We start from the raw sequence: 17,266 nt of genomic DNA, 5'->3' as shown, positions 1-17,266 counted from the left end.
CCGGAGGAATCCGGGTGCCGCCGCCTTCGGAGGGGAAAGGGCGCGGCCTGGATCAGGCGGCGGTGCCCGCCGTCCACTCCGACCAGCTCATGTTCCAGCCGTTGAGGCCGTTGTCGGGGGCGATGGTCTTGTCCGGGGAGTTGGTGACCACGACCACGTCGCCGATCAAGGAGTTGTTGTACAGCCAGGCGGCCGGCGTGTTGGCGTCGTCCGCGCCCTTCGTGTCGGACAGGCCGACACAGCCGTGGCTGGTGTTCGCGCTGCCGAAGATCGACTTGGCGCCCCAGTAGTTGCCGTGGATGAAGGTGCCCGACGTGGACAGCCGCATGGCGTGCGGCACGTCCTTGATGTCGTACTCACCCTTGCCGTCGTCGTCCGTGAAGCCGACCGTCGAGCCGTCCATGCGGGTCTCCTTGAACTTCTCGGAGATCACCATCTGGCCGTTGTACGTCGGGTTCTCGGAGGAACCGGCGGAGATCGGGATGGTCTTGACCGTCTTGCCGTCACGGGTGACGGTCATCGTGTGCGCCTTGGCGTCCACGGTCGAGACCTGGTTGCGGCCGACCTTGAAGGTGACCGTCTTCTGCTGCACGCCGACGACGCCGTCGGCGCCCTCGACGCCGTCCAGGGCCAGCTTCAGCGTGACGGTGGAGCCGCCCTGCCAGTAGTCCTCGGGACGCAGGTCGAGGCGCTGGTTGTTGAACCAGTGGCCGACGACTTCCTGGCCGCTGCTCGACGTCACCTTGATGCCGTCCTGGACGGCCTTCTTGTTGCTGATCGCCTTGTTGAAGTTGATCGAGACCGGCATGCCGACGCCGACGGTGGAACCGTCCTCGGGCGTGAAGTTGCCGATGAAGCTGTTCTCGGGCGAGACCGTGGTGAAGGAGCTGTTGGCGTGCGCCTCGCGGTCCTTGGAGTCGGACGCCGTGGCGCTGATCTTGTACGTCGTCGAACGCTCGAGCTGGCCGTCGGGCTTCCAGCTGGAGCCGTCGGCCGCGAGGGTGCCCTCGACGGCGTCGCCTTCCGCCGTGGCCATGGTGACCTCGGTCAGCTTGCCCTTGGCGACGGTGACCATCGCGGCGTTGTTGATGCTCGCGTTGGTCGCCCCGTTCTTCGGCGCGATCGTTATCTGGGCCTCGGAGGTGTCCTTGGCCGCCGCCTCGTCCACCTGCGACTGTGACGACTTCGAGCTGTCGGCGCTCGCGCCTGGTGCGCTGCCGCCGTCGTCGCTGCACGCCGAGAGCACCATCACGCCACCGAGCAGTGCGGACGCGGCCATGAGGCCCTTGCGCCGCTTGCTGTCCGTCATCACACGCTTCTCCATCGTTGCCGATTCCCCAAGATCCCCGGACAGGTTCGCCTGACGGCGGTTCCCCGTCAATGTTCCAAGAACACCGCGACCGGGTCTTCCGTTCCACATCCGCTGCAGATGTGGGGAACACCACTCATCGACGCACCCGGGCCCGCAGCGGTTCCCAGCGTCTTCGACGAGTGCCCCGCGGGCGTCAGCGCTGCGTGTTCCCGCCGCCTTCCTCGTCGTCCGTCTCATTGTCCTCGATCCCGTAGTACGCCTCGTCCCCGTCGTCTCCGGCGGCCCAGTCCTCGGCGTCGGGGTCGTAGTCGACCGTCTCGCTGCTCCAGGAGGCCTGGGCGAGCTCGACCCCGGGCACCTGGCTGACCAGATCGAACGGGTCGATCAGCGAGGCGAGGGCTTCCGCTCCGTCTTCCCTGACGGCCTCCTCGGCATGCGTACGTTCCTCGGCGGACTCGTCGGCGGAGGAGCCGGATGTGGTGAAGTCGGCGGCGATGCTCTCCAGCGCCGTTCCGGTCAGTGCGTCCGCGTCGGTGATCTGCAGCACCATCTCCACGCGAAGCCGAACAAATGAGGGTGTCTCCGAAGTGCTCATACGCCGGAGCGTAAGGCCCCCTGGACCTGTGACTTTCCTCCGACCCGCTCCCATGCTTAGCATCGGCCCACAGAGCTGAACGATGGTTGTCGCAAGGGGATCGATTCTGTGTCCATGGCTCGTCGCACGCTGCTGACCACGACAGCGGCAGGCACCCTGCTCTGCGCCCTCTGGTTCGTCCCGTCCGCCAACGCGAACGACGAGACAGGCGCGCCGGGCGCATCCACCGGCTCGTCCGCCGGTTCCTCCGCCGAGGTCCGACAGGCCTCCGGCACGGGGGAGTCCACCTCCGAGGAGAGGCTCGCCGACACCGGAGCGGGCGTCGACACGACGCCCTACCTCGTCGGCGGTACGGCCTCCCTGTTCGTCGGCGCGGGCTTCGTCGCGTACTCCGTGCGCCGGGGCGGCATGCGGGTCAGCGGGATCTGAGGTACGCCGCTGCCGCCGCAGCCCTCACCGGGTGCGGCGGCTCTCCGGACGCGTACGCGCTCAGGCCAGCGGGCCGGTCACCGGCTCCACCGCCTCGACCAGCTTCCCCTCCCGTACGAAGGTGTCGGTGGCGGCCAGGTCCGGGGCGAGGAAGCGGTCGGGGCCCGGCCCCTGCACCCCTGCGGCCCGCAGGGCCCGGATGACGGCCTGCGCGGCGGGCCCGGGGGTCAGTCCCTCGGCCTGGCGCAGTTCGACGGCCCGCGTGGCGGCGTACAGCTCGACGGCCACGATCCGCGCGAGGCCCAGGACGGCGGTGCGGAGTTTCCGTGCGGCCGACCACCCCATGGAGACGTGGTCCTCCTGCATGCCGGAGGAGGGGATCGAGTCGACGGACGCCGGGACCGCGAGCCGCTTCAGCTCGCTGACCAGGGCGGCCTGCGTGTACTGGGCGATCATGAGTCCGGAGTCGACGCCGGCGTCCTCGGCGAGGAACGGCGGCAGGCCGTGCGAGCGGTTCTTGTCCAGCAGCCGGTCCGTGCGGCGCTCGGTGATCGACCCGAGGTCGGCGGCGGCGATCGCCAGGAAGTCGAGGACGTAGGCGACGGGCGCGCCGTGGAAGTTGCCGTTGGACTCCACGCGGCCTCCCTCAGGAAGCACGACCGGGTTGTCGACGGCGGAGGCCAGCTCACGGTCGGCGACGAGCCGCCCGTGCGCGAGGGTGTCGCGTCCGGCGCCGTTGACCTGGGGTGCGCAGCGCACGGAGTAGGCGTCCTGGACCCGGGGGGCGGCGTCCTGATGGTGACCGGTGAGGCCGGAGCCGGCGAGCACCCGCAGCATGTTGTCGGCGGAGACGCCCTGGCCGGGGTGCGGACGGATGGCGTGCAGTTCCGGGGCGAGGACACGGTCCGTGCCGAGGAGCGCCTCCAGGGAGAGCGCGGCGGTGACGTCCGCCGCGGTGTAGAGGTTCCCCAGGTCCGCGAGGGCCATCACGAGCATGCCCAGCATTCCGTCGGTGCCGTTGAGGAGGGCGAGGCCCTCCTTCTCGCGCAGTTCGACGGGGGTGATGCCGTGCGCCGCGAGGAGTTCGCCGGCCGGCCGTACGGTGCCGTCGGGGCCCTCCGCCTCGCCCTCGCCCATCAGGGTCAGGGCGCAGTGCGAGAGCGGGGCGAGGTCGCCGGAGCAGCCGAGCGAGCCGTATTCGTGGACGACGGGTGTGATGCCCGCGTTGAGCACGTCGGCCATGGTCCGGGCGACCTCGGGGCGTACGCCGGTGTGGCCGGAGGCGAGCGTCTTCAGCCGCAGGAACATCAGCGCACGGACGACCTCACGCTCGACGTGCGGGCCCATGCCGGCCGCGTGCGAGCGGACGATGTTGCGCTGCAGCTGCGCCCGGAGGTCCGGGCTGATGTGCCGGCCGGCCAGGGCGCCGAAGCCGGTGGAGACGCCGTAGACCGGCTCGGGCTTGGCGGCGAGAGCGTCGACGATCTCGCGTGCGGCGGAGAGCGCCTCGACCGCTGCCGCGGAGAGCTCGACCCGGGCGCCCCGACGGGCCACGGCGATGACGTCCTCGGCGGTCGTACCGGACGTCCCCACCACGACTGTATGCATATCCATATTCAGAAGCCTACGGACTGAAAGCCGCCATGTCACCAGTCGCGCGGCCGCCCCTCACCGATCGCCGCCGGGGGGATTGCCGCGCAGCCTGCGGCGGTCGTGCGGGGACCTGGGCGGGGAGTCGGCCAGCCGGATCACGTCCCCGTCGCGCCCCGCGACCACCGGCCTGCGGGAGTGCGCGGCCTTCGCCTGGTACTGGGCGGCGTCCGCCAGCCGGAAGAGCCGGCGCGCGGACGACACCGGGCCGATGTCGTCACCCGTGGACGCGACCCCGCAGGCGACACCGTCACCGAACTCCAGGGCGACAGCCCGTGCGCAGAGCTCCTCCGACACCCGGACCACGTCGTCCGCCTCCGGGCCGACGGTCAGCAGGCAGAACTCGTCCCCGCCGAGGCGGGCGCACAGCGCGCCGGGGAGCATCGCGCCACAGAGGGAGAGCACGGAGCCGAAACGTTCCAGCAGTCGGTCGCCGACCGCGTGGCCGTGCGTGTCGTTGACCGCTTTGAGGCCGTTCAGATCGCAGACGACCAGACTGACCACCGCACCCTCGGCGCGATGCCGCTCCACGGCGCCGTCGAGGTGGAGGTCGACGGCCCGGCGGTTGGCGAGTCCGGTCAGCGGGTCGGTGAAAGCCAGCTTGCGGACCTCCTCGAGCCGCTCGGTCTGCGCGATGCCCGCCGCGACGACGGCGGCCAGCACGGTCGCGAAGTCCGCGTCGTCCCGGTCGAAGACGGGCACCCCCGCCGGGCGGGCGACGTACAGCTCCCCCCAGGCCCGCCCGTGCAGGACGATCGGAGCCACCACACAGCAGCCCCGTCCGCGCCGGCGCAGCGCCGCCACCCGCTGGTGGCAGTAGGGCCGGGCGCCCCGGGCCGGCGCACCGGCGCCCGGAGCGCCGTCGGCGGTCTCCACCCAGGCGTCCGGCTCACCGCCGCCCGCCCAGCGCTCGTGCAGGAACTCGGTGATCTCCGGGAACTGGTGCACCGGGTAGGCCTCGCTCTCGGGGAACTCGTCCTCCCCCTCGGCCCTCTCCCCCGCGTTCACCAGCACCCGCAGCCTGCCCTGCTCCCGCTCCCACACGGAGAGGGCGGCGAAGCTGCCGCCCAGCGCCTCGCACGCCCCCGCCGCCGCGGCATGCCAGGACTCGCGCGGGGTGTAGGCCGCCGCCATCGTCTGCGCCAGCGCGACCACGGCGCGCAGCCGCGCATCATCACAGCCCATCGCCCCACCTTAAGGACTTTTGGGTTGATTTGATCAGTTGACGGCGCTGATGATCTTCAGATCGCCCCCGGCTCCGATCCTCAGATCGCCCCCCGGCTCACTCGCCGGGCCAGTCGGGCTTCCGCTTCTCGTTGAACGCTGCGACACCCTCGGCCCGGTCCCCCGAGAAGGCCACGGACCGCCAGGCGGCGTCCTCCACCTCGAGCCCGGCCCGCAGATCCAGCCCCTGCCCCAGCCGCAGCGCCCGCTTGGCTGCCCGGAGGCCCACCGGGGAGTTCGCCGCGATCCGGCCGGCGAGGGCGAGCGCCTCCTCCCGGTCCCGGCCCGCCTCGACCAGTTCGTCGACGAGGCCCAGCTCGCGCGCCTCGGCCGCCTCCAGCCGCCGCGCGGTGAAGACCAGCTCGGCGGCGCGCGCCGCGCCGACCCGGCGGGGCAGCAGCTGCGTACCGCCGCCGCCCGGGATGACCCCCACGGACACCTCGGGCAGGCCCACCACGGCCGTACGGTCGGCCACGATCACGTCGCAGGCGAGCGCGAGCTCGAAGCCGCCGCCGAGGGCGAAGCCGTGCACGGCCGCGATCACCGGCATCGGCAGCTCCAGGACGCCGGTGTAGGCGGCCCGCGCGGTGGGCCGCTGCCGCACCAGCTCGGCGTCGGTGAAGGAGTTCCGCTCCTTGAGGTCCGCCCCCACGCAGAAGGCCCGCTCATGGCTGGAGGTGAGCACCGTCGCGCGGACCCCCTGGTCGGCGGCGAGCGCGGCACAGGCGTCCGCGACGGCGCGCGCCATCGCGGTGCTCACCGCGTTCATGGCCTTGGGCCGGTCGAGCACCAGCTCGGCGACGTGGTCCTGCCCCTCGTGCCGCCGTACGACGACGAACTCCCCGAACCTCTGCTCGGACGTGACACCCATGACTGCACCCCTCCGGTTAACGAGCGTTACCGGGATCCTAGGGGTGTCCGCCCGGCCCGTCCCGTGTCCGCTCAGGACGCCGGCTTGCCCCGCCGGGCCAGCAGCCACGGCTCGACCACGCCAAGCCCCCGCACCGGCCGCTGCCACATCGGCTGCAGCCCGTAGCGGTACGTCGGCAGCGGTGGCTCCTCGTCGGGGCGGCGGCCCGCCTTCTCCGCCAGCCGGGCCCGCTCGGCGACGGCCGCGGTCTCCTCCGCCTCGGATGCGGGGGCGTCGCCGTTCCTGATCAGCTCCGCGGCGAACGCGCCGTCCACCAGCACGGCGTCCTTGGGCGCTATCGACGTGAGCCTGCTGGCCAGGTTGACCGTCGTACCGAAAACATCGCCCATGCGCGTGGTGACCGTGCCGAAGGCCATGCCCACGCGCAGCGCGGGCATGGTCGTGTCCTGGGCCATCGCCTCGACCAGCCGGAGCGCGATCTCGCCCGCCGTGCCCGCGTCGTCCGCGGCGAAGAGGACCTCGTCGCCCAGCGTCTTGATGAGGCGCCCGCCATGGGCGGCGACCAGGTCCGCCGACGTCGTCTCGAAGGCCTCGACGAGCTCGCCGAGCTCCTCCTCCTCCAGCCGCCGGGTCAGCCGGGTGAAACCGACGAGGTCCGCGAAGCCCACGGCGAGCCGCCGGTCGACCATCTCCTCGTCGTCCGCCGCCTGCACGACCCGGCCGGTGGCGGCCGCGAGCTGGCGCCGCCACACGTAGACCAGGAATTCCTGCAGCTCGGGCAGGAGCAGCTCGACCAGCGGATAGGTGACCTCGGTGCGGGTCATACCGGGCTCGGGGGGCTCGGTCAGCCCCTCCAGGAAGGAGTCGATCTGCCACTCCGCGAGCCGGGCTGTCGTCTGCCCGGTCGACCGGGCCACCTGGATCGCCATCGGCTCGCTGAGCAGCCCGGCCTCCACGAGACCGGCGAGGCGGCGCAGTGCCAGGACGTCGGCCTCGGTGAGCGCCTTGGCCTGGCCGATGTCGGCGAAGCCCATGGCCCGCCAGAACCGGGACGCCAGGTCCATGGAGACCCCGGCGGTCCTGGCCGCCTGGAACGGCGTGTAGCGGCGGTCGGCCCCCAGGATCAGGGCTTCCAGCCGGATGGCGAGCGGATCGTCCGTCGGTTCGGCCGTGTGGTCGACCTCGTGATGCGGTGTCGAGTGGACGGACGGTCCCGACGAGGGCTCCGCGCCGTCGTCGGAGTTCGTGTCGTCGACGGTCACCGGCCGCCTCCTGCCCGTTCCCTGCGCACTGCCCTGCCGATCTGTCGCTGGATCGCCTCAACGATACGGCAGGTGTGCCCTGGCTCACGTCCCCGGTGGCGCGGTTCTCGCTGATCCGGCGTCCTCCACCCGCGTGACATCACCCGTATGCCGGGGTGCGCGGGATCAGGTGAGCCCTCCCTCCTCCCCACGCAGGTGAACGATGTCGCCGGCCGACACGGGCTCCTGGAGCCCGTCGCCCGTGGACAGCACCAGCCGTCCGTCGCCGTCGATCGCGACGGCCTCGCCGACGAGGGACCGGTCGCCGGGCAGTTCGGCCCGCACCGTCCGGTCGAGCGTGGCGCAGCCGGCCGCGTAGGCCGCCTGGAGCCCGCTCGCGGCGGCGTCGCCGTTCGCTTCGCGCCATCGCCCGTACCACTGCTCCAGTGCACGCAGGACGGCCCTGAGCAGGGTCTCGCGGTCGGTGGAGGCGGCTCCGGCGAGTGCCAGCGAGCCCGCGTGCGGGGCGGGCAGCTCGGCCGCGCGCAGCGACACGTTGAGGCCGATGCCGATGACGACGCCCTCCCCGGCGCGCTCGGCGAGGATGCCGCCGGTCTTGCGTTCCGTTCCGCCGATCGTCACCAGCAGGTCGTTGGGCCATTTCAGTGCCATGTCGACGCCGGCCGACTGCGCGAGGCCGGTGGCGGCCGCCACACCGGTCAGCAGGGGCAGCCATCCCCACCGTTCGGCGGGCACGCCGCCGGGGGTCAGGTAGACGGAGAGGAAGATGCCCGAACGGGGCGGAGCCGTCCAGCTCCGGTCGAGCCGTCCGCGGCCCGCGGTCTGTTCCTCGGCGACCAGCACCGTGCCCTCCGCCAGGCCGCCGCCGGCGGCCCGTGCCGCGAGGTCGGAGTTGGTGGAACCGGTCGCGTCCACGACGTCGAGCGAGGTCCACAGCCCGTCGGGCCTCAGCAGCCCGCGGCGCAGCGCGGCGACGTTCAGGGGCGGCCTGTCAAGGTCCGACCAACGGTTGTGCGGCGCATCGGGAGGTGTCATGCAACCCACATTAGGTGTGGCCAACGACGCACTGCCGAACCGTATCCGCGCCGATACGCTACGGGTCAGTAGCCAACACCAGCCGACGAGCAGGTAGCCGTCGAGCACACATGGGTCCAGCACCTCACTGGATGTACCAGCCATCCCCGTGACCAGGCAGGGAGCCGCCACCCGATGTCCGAGCCGCAGAGCGACATCCACACCACCGCGGGCAAGATCGCGGACCTGCAGCGCCGTATCGAAGAGGCCACACACGCAGGTTCCGCCCGTGCCGTCGAAAAGCAGCACGCGAAGGGCAAGTTGACCGCCCGTGAGCGGGTCGAGCTCCTGCTCGACGAAGGGTCGTTCGTAGAGCTCGACGAGTTCGCACGGCACCGGTCCACCAATTTCGGCATCGAGAAGAACCGCCCCTACGGGGACGGCGTCGTCACCGGTTACGGCACGGTCGACGGCCGTCCCGTCTGCGTCTACTCGCAGGACTTCACGATCTTCGGAGGCTCGCTCGGCGAGGTCTACGGCGAGAAGATCGTCAAGGTCATGGACTTCGCGATGAAGACCGGCTGTCCGGTCATCGGCATCAACGACGGGGGCGGCGCGCGCATCCAGGAGGGCGTGGCCGCGCTCGGGCTGTTCGCCGAGATCTTCCGCCGCAACGTGCACGCGTCGGGTGTCGTCCCGCAGATCTCCCTGATCGTCGGGCCGTGTGCGGGCGGCGCGGTCTACTCCCCCGCGATCACCGACTTCACGGTCATGGTGGACCAGACCTCGCACATGTTCATCACCGGGCCGGACGTCATCAAGACGGTCACCGGCGAGGACGTCGGCTTCGAGGACCTGGGCGGCGCCCGCACGCACAACACCACGTCAGGCGTGGCGCACCACATGGCGGGTGACGAGAAGGACGCCATCGAGTACGTCAAGTCGCTGCTGTCCTACCTCCCGTCGAACAACCTCTCCGAGGCGCCGGCCTTCCCGGAGGAGGCCGACCTGGAGACCACGGACCAGGACCGCGAACTCGACACCCTCATCCCGGACTCGGCGAACCAGCCGTACGACATGCACACCGCCATCGAGCACGTGCTCGACGACGACGAGTTCCTGGAGACGCAGGCACTGTTCGCGCCGAACATCATCACCGGCTTCGGGCGCGTCGAGGGCTATCCGGTCGGCATCGTCGCCAACCAGCCGATGCAGTTCGCCGGCTGCCTGGACATCGACGCGAGCGAGAAGGCCGCGCGCTTCGTCCGCACGTGCGACGCGTTCAACGTGCCGGTCCTCACCTTCGTCGACGTGCCCGGCTTCCTGCCCGGTGTCGACCAGGAGTACGGCGGCATCATCCGTCGCGGCGCCAAGCTGATCTACGCGTACGCGGAGGCGACCGTCCCGCTGATCACCGTGATCACGCGCAAGGCGTTCGGCGGCGCGTACGACGTCATGGGATCCAAGCACCTGGGCGCCGACCTGAACCTGGCCTGGCCGACCGCGCAGATCGCGGTGATGGGCGCACAGGGCGCGGTGAACATCCTGCACCGGCGCACGATCGCCGCGGCCGAGGACCAGGACGCCACCCGCGCCGAGCTGATGGCGGACTACGAGGACGCCCTGCTGAACCCGTACGTCGCGGCCGAGCGCGGTTACGTCGACGCGGTGATCATGCCGTCCGACACCCGGGCGCACCTCGTGAAGGGCCTGCGCCAGCTCCGGACGAAGCGCGAGTCGCTGCCGCCGAAGAAGCACGGCAACATCCCCCTCTAACCACCGGGAGCCACCATGATCAAGGTCGTACGGGGCAATCCGACCCCGGAGGAGCTCGCCGCGGCCCTCGCCGTGGTCCGGGCGCGCGCGGCGGCGGTGGCCGCGGAGCCGTCAGGTGCTCCGCTGCCGCCCGAGCAGTGGTCGGACCCGGGCCGGATCGCCCGCCGGGGCGCCCTGCGGCCGGGTCCCCGCTCGTGGGCACGGACGTACTGGCCGTCCTGAGGGAGGCCGCCGGGCGGCGCTTGAGTACGCGTACTCAGGCGCCGCAGCCCTCTCCGGAGCACCATCAAAACCATGCTGTGGTCCGATCCCGAGAACAAGCCGCCGAAGGAACTGCGCGACGCCCAGGACATGCTGCGCCGCGCGGGGCTGGTGCTGGCACTGGCCATGGTCGTGGCGATGTTCGTCCTGGGCACCCGTTGAGGTGACCGGCCGCGCCTACGATGGCGGGTATGACTGATCAGCGCCGTCTCGTGCTCGCCTCCGCGTCCCCCGCCCGTCTCGGTCTCCTGCGCCAGGCGGGTTTCGCCCCCGAGGTGATCGTCAGCGGTGTGGACGAGCACGCGCTCACCGCTCCGACCCCGGGGGAGCTGGCGCTCGTCCTGGCCGAGGCGAAGGCCGCCGCGGTGGCCGCCCGCCCCGAGGCCGCGGGCGCGCTCGTCATCGGCTGCGACTCCGTGCTGGAGCTGGACGGCGAGGCGCTCGGCAAGCCCGCCGACAGCGAGGAGGCCATCGCCCGCTGGAAGTCCATGCGCGGCCGGTCGGGCATCCTGCAGACGGGACACAGCGTCATCGACACCGCCACGGGCCGTACGGCGTCGGCGACCGAGTCCACCGTCGTCAGGTTCGGCGAGCCGACGGACGCCGAGGTGGCGGCCTACGTCGCTTCGGGTGAGCCGCTCCATGTCGCCGGAGCGTTCACCCTGGACGGCCGCTCGGCCCCCTTCGTCGAGGCGATCGAGGGCAGCCACGGCAACGTGATCGGACTCTCGCTGCCGCTGCTGCGCCGGCTGCTGGGCGAACTGGGCTTCTCCGTGACCGACTTGTGGGTCTGACCCGGTTCGGCGCGGGGCGGGTCCGCCCGTCCCCGGCGTCACACCGGCGCCGGAGCCCCTTCGCTGCCGGCCTTCCCGGCCACCGGGGCGGGCCGCTCGTACGCCACCAGGGTCAGCACGATCAGCGCCAGGACGACCATCAGGAACGCGAAGGCCGCCCAGCCGATCAGACCCACCGCCAGGGCGCCCAGCACGCCGTGGACGACGGCGCACACGATGAGGGTGATCCGGCCGAAGCGGCCCGGGGCCCGGTCGCGTATCCCGGCGAGCAGCGGTATCAGCCCGCAGACCACGAGCAGGACCCCGGAGACACCGCCCATCACCCACGTACCGGTGACCATGGCGTCCGGGTCCATTCCGGCCAGGGACATGCTCTGGTTGTCCGCGACCGTCGCGAGGACGCCGTTGACGAGCACGATGCCCACGGCTTCCGCGAACAGAACGATCGCGGTCACGAAGGCCACTGGTCTGCGCACCACTGCGCCACCCCCTGTTACCTGTAGTACGTCCGGTACAGCGCGGACCCTACTAATCGGTAATGCTTCGGACAAGAGGATGCGCACAGTGTGCGCCGCCCCGTGGCCGAGGCAAAGATTCCCTCGACCGTTCGTAGGGAGTCCACAAAGAAACGCCGCGCGCCGTTGACCGTCCGGACAGAGACTTGGGCCACACTTCGTGGCTACTGTGCCGTTCAGGAACCCGGCGTACCGTGGTGCGACAAGGGATTTCGCGACTCGAGCAAGCCTCGGATCACACTCCGTGTGGGCAAGTTCACTATTGGGGACGGGTCGTACGGCCGTGTCGGTAGTCCCTAAACTCAGCTTGTTCTCAAGGAGGGAGTCATCGTGCGCAAGGTGCTCATCGCCAATCGTGGCGAAATCGCTGTCCGCGTTGCTCGGGCTTGCCGGGATGCCGGAATCGGGAGCGTAGCCGTCTACGCCGATCCGGACCGGGATGCTCTGCATGTGCGCGCGGCCGACGAGGCGTTCGCTCTGGGCGGTGACACCCCGGCCGCCAGTTATCTGGACATGGCCAAGGTGCTCCAGGCCGCGAAGGATTCGGGGGCGGACGCGATCCACCCCGGTTACGGCTTCCTGTCGGAGAACGCGGAGTTCGCCCAGGCGGTGCTGGACGCGGGTCTGACATGGATCGGGCCGCCGCCGCAGGCGATCCGGGACCTGGGCGACAAGGTCGCGGCCCGCCACATCGCGCAGCGCGCGGGAGCCCCGCTGGTGGCCGGCACGCCGGACCCGGTGAGCGGTTCCTCCGAGGTCGTGGAGTTCGCGGAGAAGAACGGCCTGCCGATCGCGATCAAGGCGGCGTTCGGCGGTGGCGGGCGCGGGCTGAAGGTGGCCCGCACGCTGGAGGAGATCCCGGAGCTGTACGACTCGGCGGTGCGCGAGGCCGTCGCGGCCTTCGGCCGGGGCGAGTGCTTCGTCGAGCGCTACCTCGACAAGCCGCGGCACGTGGAGACGCAGTGCCTGGCCGACACGCACGGCAACGTCGTCGTGGTGTCCACCCGTGACTGCTCGCTGCAGCGCCGCCACCAGAAGCTGGTCGAGGAGGCTCCCGCGCCCTTCCTGTCCGAGGCGCAGAACGCGGAGCTGTACGCGGCGTCGAAGGCGATCCTGAAGGAAGCCGGCTACGTCGGTGCCGGAACCGTCGAGTTCCTCGTCGGTGTGGACGGCACGATCTCCTTCCTGGAGGTCAACACCCGTCTGCAGGTCGAGCACCCGGTCACCGAGGAGGTCACCGGCCTCGACCTCGTGCGCGAGATGTTCCGTATCGCCGACGGCGAGGAGCTCGGCTACGGCGACCCGGCCGTGCGCGGGCACTCCTTCGAGTTCCGGATCAACGGCGAGGACCCGGGCCGCGGCTTCCTGCCGGCTCCAGGCACCGTCACCCTGTTCGCCCCGCCCGCCGGTCCGGGTGTCCGCCTGGACGCCGGCGTGGAGAGCGGCAGCGTGATCGGCCCGGCGTGGGACTCGCTGCTGGCCAAGCTGATCGTGACCGGCGCGACCCGCGAGCAGGCGCTGCAGCGTGCCGGGCGTGCGCTGGCCGAGTTCACCGTCGAGGGCATGGCAACCGCCATCCCCTTCCACCGTGCGGTGGTGGCCGACCCGGCGTTCACCTCGGACCCCTTCCGGGTCCACACCCGGTGGATCGAGACGGAGTTCGTCAACGAGATCACGCCGTTCGCGGTCCCCGCGGACCAGGACGCCGACGAGGAGTCCGGGCGCGAGACCGTCGTCGTCGAGGTCGGCGGCAAGCGCCTCGAGGTCTCCCTGCCCTCCTCGCTCGGCATGAGCCTGGCGCGCACCGGTCTCGCGGCCGGCGCGAAGCCCAAGCGGCGTGCGGCCAAGAAGGCCGGGTCCGCCGCCTCCGGTGACACCCTCGCCTCCCCGATGCAGGGCACGATCGTGAAGATCGCCGTCGAAGAGGGCCAGGAGGTCAAGGAGGGCGACCTGATCGTCGTCCTCGAGGCCATGAAGATGGAGCAGCCCCTCAACGCCCACCGCGCGGGCACGGTGAAGGGCCTCGCGGCGGAGGTCGGCACGTCGGTGTCGTCCGGCGCCACGATCTGCGAGATCAAGGACTGAGCACCCGCTCTTCCCGTCACTGGGGGCCCGGCAGCTGCCGGGCCCCCAGTGGCATCCTTGGGACGCGGAGCGGACACCAGGAGGACAGGGCGATGGCGATGAGCACGGCACCGACACCGGCCAGGCCGATGCGCGCCGACGCGCGCCGCAACCACGACCGGCTGCTGAGTGAGGCGCGTACGTCCTTCGCCGCCCAGGGCACGGACGCGTCTCTGGAGGACATCGCCCGGAAGGCGGGCGTCGGCATCGGCACGCTCTACCGGCATTTCCCGAACCGTCAGGCCCTCATGAACGCGGTGTTCCAGGAGGCGTTGAGCGCTCTGCTCGACCGCTCCCGCGAACTGGCGCACGCCGGTCAGCCGTGCACCGCACTGGTGGAGTGGCTGGGCGCGATCATCACCCACGCGGGTGAATACCGCGGGCTGGCCCAGGCGCTCATGTCGGCTTCCGGGGACGAGACATCGGCCCTGACGTCCTGCCACGTGCCGCTGCGTCAGGCGGGCGCGCAACTGCTCGCGCGGGCCCAGTCGAGTGGCTCGGTGCGGGCCGACGTGTCGATCGACGACCTGCTGCAGCTGACGAACGCGATCGCGCTCGCCGCGGAGCGGACACCGGCGGATCCGGCTCTGGCCGACCGTCTGCTGCGTCTGACGCTCCGCGGCCTGAAGGCCGACCGGACCGACGGCCCGCAACCGTCGCCCCCGCCCGGCGGCTGAGGACGGCTTCGGCTGAGGGCGCGGTACGGCGCCCCGCGCCCTGCCTACCGGCGCCGCATGTCAGCGACCCGGCCCACCGGCCCCTCCGCGAGCGCTGCCGCGTTCCGCAGCTGTGGCCCGAGCCCTCCCGGAGCACCGTGGCCGCCCTGGGTGCGCCGCTGACCTGGCAACGGCATGTCCGGTCGCTGTTGCCGCCCCGGCGGCATGGGGTCGCCGGCCGCGGACTCCGCGCCGGGCCCCGCCACCGTGATCTCCACGCCCTGGTCGGCCAGTGCCTGCAGCTCCGTGGCCGCACGCTCGTCGTGGACCGGTGGCTCGTCCGTCACCAGACGGGTGATCAGCTCCGTGGGCACCGTCTGGAACATGGTGTCGGAACCGAGCTTGGTGTGGTCGGCCAGCACCACCACCTCGGCCGCGGCCTGCACCAGGGCCCGGTCCACGCTCGCCGAGAGCATGTTGGACGTGGACAGCCCGCGCTCCGCGGTCAGACCGCTCCCGGAGATGAAGGCCCGGCTCACCCGCAGCCCGTGGAGGGACTGTTCGGCACCGCTGCCGACGAGCGCGTAGTTGCTCCCGCGCAGGGTGCCGCCCGTCATCACCACTTCCACCCGGTTGGCATGGGCCAACGCCTGGGCGACCAGCAGGGAGTTGGTGACCACGGTCAGACCGGGCACCCTCGCGAGCCGGCGGGCCAGCTCCTGCGTGGTCGTACCGGCGCCGACCACGATGGCCTCGCCCTCGCCGACCAGTCCGGCGGCCAGGTCGGCGATGGCCGTCTTCTCCGCGGTGGAGAGATGGGATTTCTGCGGAAAGCCGGACTCCCGCGTAAAACCGCCCGGCAAGACCGCACCGCCGTGCCGGCGGTCGAGGAGTCCTTCTGCCTCCAGTGCCCGCACGTCCCGCCGTACGGTCACTTCGGAGGTCTGGACGACGCGGGCGAGCTCACGGAGCGATACCGCCCCGTTGGCGCGCACCATTTCGAGGATCAATTGACGACGTTCTGCAGCGAACACGAAACTGACAGTAACGTGGCCGCGGGTTGCTTTTCAGCAGTTTGCGCCGAATAAGAGAAGTTGTACTCAGGCGGGACCCCCTGGTGGTATAGGGGCCCCGCCGTCGGCAGGAGCAGTTCGTGCTACGCCTCGCCCGTGCTCTTACGGGTGTGCAACTGCCGGGCCACCTCGGCGATCGAGCCGGACAGGGACGGATACACGGTGAACGCGTTGGCGATCTGCTCCACCGTCAGGTTGTTGTCGACGGCGAGCGAGATCGGGTGGATCAGCTCACTGGCCCTCGGCGCGACGACGCACCCGCCGACCACGATGCCGGTGCCGGGCCGGCAGAAGATCTTGACGAAGCCGTCCCGGATGCCCTGCATCTTGGCGCGCGGGTTGCGCAGCAACGGCAGCTTCACGACACGGGCGTCGATCTTGCCGGAGTCGACATCGGCCTGGCTGTAACCGACGGTGGCGATCTCCGGGTCGGTGAAGACGTTCGCGGAGACCGTCTTGAGGTTCAGCGGTGTCACCGCGTCCCCGAGGAAGTGGTACATCGCGATCCGGCCCTGCATCGCCGCGACCGAGGCCAGGGCGAAGATCCCGGTGACGTCACCGGCCGCGTAGACGCCGGGGGCGCTGGTACGGGAGACCCGGTCGGTCCGGATGTGCCCGGACTCCTTGAGCAGCACCCCGGACTCCTCCAGCCCCATGCCTGCGGTGTTGGGGATCGCGCCGACCGCCATCAGGCAGTGGGTGCCGGAGATGACGCGGCCGTCGGCCAGCGTGACCTCGACGCGGTCGCCGACGCGCTTGGCGGACTGGGCGCGGGAGCGGGCCATGACGTTCATGCCGCGACGCCGGAAGACGTCCTCCAGGACGGCGGCGGCGTCCGGGTCCTCGCCCGGGAGCACCCGGTCACGGGAGGAGACGAGCGTCACACGCGAGCCGAGCGCCTGGTAGGCGCCGGCGAACTCGGCTCCGGTGACGCCCGAACCGACGACGATGAGCTCCTCCGGGAGCTCGTCGAGGTCGTACACCTGGGTCCAGTTCAGGATGCGCTCGCCGTCGGGCAGGGCGTCCGGGATCTCCCGGGGGTGGCCGCCGGTCGCGATCAGCACCGCGTCGGCGGTGAGCCGCTCCTCGGTCCCGTCGGCGGCGGTCACCACGACCTGGCGGGACCCGTCGGCGGCCTGGAGGCCGTCGAGCCGGCCGCGGCCACGCATGACCCTGGCGCCCGCGCGGGTGACGGATGCGGTGATGTCGTGGGACTGGGCGAGCGCGAGGCGCTTGACCCGTCGGTTGACCTTGCCCAGATCGACGCCGACCACCCGGGCGGCCTGCTCCACGTGCGGGGTGTCGTCGGCGACGATGATGCCGAGTTCCTCGTAGGAGGAATCGAAGGTGGTCATCACCTCGGCCGTCGCGATCAGGGTCTTGGAGGGCACGCAGTCGGTGAGGACGGACGCGCCGCCGAGACCGTCGCAGTCGACGACGGTCACCTCCGCGCCGAGCTGGGCGCCGACCAGTGCCGCCTCGTAGCCGCCGGGGCCGCCGCCGATGATCACGATCCGGGTCACGAAATGTCCGCCTCGCGTGGTGTCATCCCACGGCCGTCTGCCGCCCCGGCCGGGGGTCCGGGGGATCGCCCCGGCGTATGCAGTACGTAATTCATTGTCCCGCACGCGCCAAGCTGCTTCGCCCCGGGGCCCTCCATACGGGAACGGGGTCGGCCCGGGCACGGTCTCCGGCTCCCCCCGGACCCCC

General features: G+C 71.3%; 17 protein-coding genes. 7 read left to right on the top strand and 10 right to left on the bottom strand.

Annotation, left to right across the window (positions count from 1 at the left end):
* Positions 1-52: 52 nt before the first annotated feature.
* Together JOC24_RS03195 and JOC24_RS03190 are read right to left on the bottom strand one after the other, a co-directional pair.
* Positions 53-1,324 (bottom strand): L,D-transpeptidase, encoded by a 1,272-nt coding sequence (locus JOC24_RS03195; protein ID WP_205018523.1) that lies wholly within the window; start codon positions 1,322-1,324, stop codon positions 53-55.
* 181 nt (positions 1,325-1,505) lie between these two features.
* Positions 1,506-1,907 (bottom strand): hypothetical protein, encoded by a 402-nt coding sequence (locus JOC24_RS03190; protein WP_205018522.1) that lies wholly within the window; start codon positions 1,905-1,907, stop codon positions 1,506-1,508.
* Positions 1,908-2,015: 108 nt separating this feature from the next.
* Here JOC24_RS03190 and JOC24_RS03185 point away from each other — a divergent pair, with 108 nt between their 5' ends.
* The gene (locus JOC24_RS03185; RefSeq protein ID WP_205018521.1) at positions 2,016-2,336 is read left to right on the top strand and encodes a hypothetical protein; all 321 of its coding nucleotides are present in this window, start codon (positions 2,016-2,018) and stop codon (positions 2,334-2,336) included.
* A gap of 60 nt (positions 2,337-2,396) precedes the next feature.
* Here JOC24_RS03185 and hutH read toward each other — a convergent pair whose 3' ends face one another.
* The 5 genes from hutH to JOC24_RS03160 all read right to left on the bottom strand — a co-directional run bounded on the left by hutH (position 2,397) and on the right by JOC24_RS03160 (position 8,378).
* A complete protein-coding gene (gene hutH / locus JOC24_RS03180) occupies positions 2,397-3,950 on the bottom strand; it encodes a histidine ammonia-lyase (RefSeq protein ID WP_205018520.1) in 1,554 nt (517 codons plus the stop codon).
* 54 nt (positions 3,951-4,004) lie between these two features.
* Complete coding sequence (locus JOC24_RS03175) at positions 4,005-5,171, bottom strand: GGDEF domain-containing protein (protein WP_205018519.1); 1,167 nt, start codon at positions 5,169-5,171, stop codon at positions 4,005-4,007.
* Between the two features lie 97 nt (positions 5,172-5,268).
* Positions 5,269-6,081: an enoyl-CoA hydratase/isomerase family protein gene (locus JOC24_RS03170; RefSeq protein WP_205018518.1), complete on the bottom strand. Its 813-nt coding sequence runs from the start codon at positions 6,079-6,081 to the stop codon at positions 5,269-5,271.
* Between the two features lie 71 nt (positions 6,082-6,152).
* On the bottom strand, positions 6,153-7,343 hold the full coding sequence (locus JOC24_RS03165) for an adenylate/guanylate cyclase domain-containing protein (RefSeq protein WP_205018517.1): 1,191 nt from the start codon (positions 7,341-7,343) through the stop codon (positions 6,153-6,155).
* A 165-nt stretch (positions 7,344-7,508) separates the two neighbouring features.
* Complete coding sequence (locus tag JOC24_RS03160) at positions 7,509-8,378, bottom strand: biotin--[acetyl-CoA-carboxylase] ligase (protein ID WP_205018516.1); 870 nt, start codon at positions 8,376-8,378, stop codon at positions 7,509-7,511.
* 174 nt (positions 8,379-8,552) lie between these two features.
* Here JOC24_RS03160 and JOC24_RS03155 point away from each other — a divergent pair, with 174 nt between their 5' ends.
* From JOC24_RS03155 to JOC24_RS03145, 4 genes are all read left to right on the top strand, one after another.
* Entirely contained in the window at positions 8,553-10,133 is a 1,581-nt protein-coding gene (locus tag JOC24_RS03155; RefSeq protein ID WP_205018515.1) for an acyl-CoA carboxylase subunit beta, read from the top strand.
* 15 nt (positions 10,134-10,148) lie between these two features.
* Complete coding sequence (locus JOC24_RS03150) at positions 10,149-10,355, top strand: acyl-CoA carboxylase epsilon subunit (RefSeq protein ID WP_031092852.1); 207 nt, start codon at positions 10,149-10,151, stop codon at positions 10,353-10,355.
* A gap of 72 nt (positions 10,356-10,427) precedes the next feature.
* The gene (gene mmpB, locus JOC24_RS33760; RefSeq protein ID WP_275588306.1) at positions 10,428-10,556 is read left to right on the top strand and encodes a morphogenic membrane protein MmpB; all 129 of its coding nucleotides are present in this window, start codon (positions 10,428-10,430) and stop codon (positions 10,554-10,556) included.
* Between the two features lie 20 nt (positions 10,557-10,576).
* Complete coding sequence (locus JOC24_RS03145; protein WP_205018514.1) at positions 10,577-11,188, top strand: nucleoside triphosphate pyrophosphatase; 612 nt, start codon at positions 10,577-10,579, stop codon at positions 11,186-11,188.
* Between the two features lie 38 nt (positions 11,189-11,226).
* Here JOC24_RS03145 and JOC24_RS03140 read toward each other — a convergent pair whose 3' ends face one another.
* Positions 11,227-11,664 (bottom strand): hypothetical protein, encoded by a 438-nt coding sequence (locus tag JOC24_RS03140; RefSeq protein WP_205018756.1) that lies wholly within the window; start codon positions 11,662-11,664, stop codon positions 11,227-11,229.
* A gap of 369 nt (positions 11,665-12,033) precedes the next feature.
* On the opposite strand from JOC24_RS03140, the gene JOC24_RS03135 reads away from it, so the two are divergent.
* Together JOC24_RS03135 and JOC24_RS03130 are read left to right on the top strand one after the other, a co-directional pair.
* Positions 12,034-13,788 carry an acetyl/propionyl/methylcrotonyl-CoA carboxylase subunit alpha gene (locus JOC24_RS03135; protein ID WP_205018513.1) on the top strand — a complete coding sequence of 585 codons (1,755 nt, stop codon included), beginning with the start codon at positions 12,034-12,036 and terminating at the stop codon, positions 13,786-13,788.
* 92 nt (positions 13,789-13,880) lie between these two features.
* Positions 13,881-14,504, top strand: coding sequence for a TetR/AcrR family transcriptional regulator (locus JOC24_RS03130; protein WP_205018512.1), 624 nt, complete (start codon positions 13,881-13,883; stop codon positions 14,502-14,504).
* Positions 14,505-14,548: 44 nt separating this feature from the next.
* Here the strand turns inward: JOC24_RS03130 and JOC24_RS03125 are convergent, their stop codons facing one another.
* The gene (locus JOC24_RS03125) at positions 14,549-15,517 is read right to left on the bottom strand and encodes a DeoR/GlpR family DNA-binding transcription regulator (RefSeq protein ID WP_205018511.1); all 969 of its coding nucleotides are present in this window, start codon (positions 15,515-15,517) and stop codon (positions 14,549-14,551) included.
* A gap of 122 nt (positions 15,518-15,639) precedes the next feature.
* Positions 15,640-17,079, bottom strand: coding sequence for an NAD(P)H-quinone dehydrogenase (locus JOC24_RS03120; protein ID WP_205018510.1), 1,440 nt, complete (start codon positions 17,077-17,079; stop codon positions 15,640-15,642).
* Positions 17,080-17,266: the final 187 nt, after the last annotated feature.

It is taken from the genome of Streptomyces sp. HB132 (assembly GCF_016909575.1).
Lineage (GTDB): Bacteria > Actinomycetota > Actinomycetes > Streptomycetales > Streptomycetaceae > Streptomyces.
This window is presented reverse-complemented; position numbering and strand designations above follow the sequence as displayed.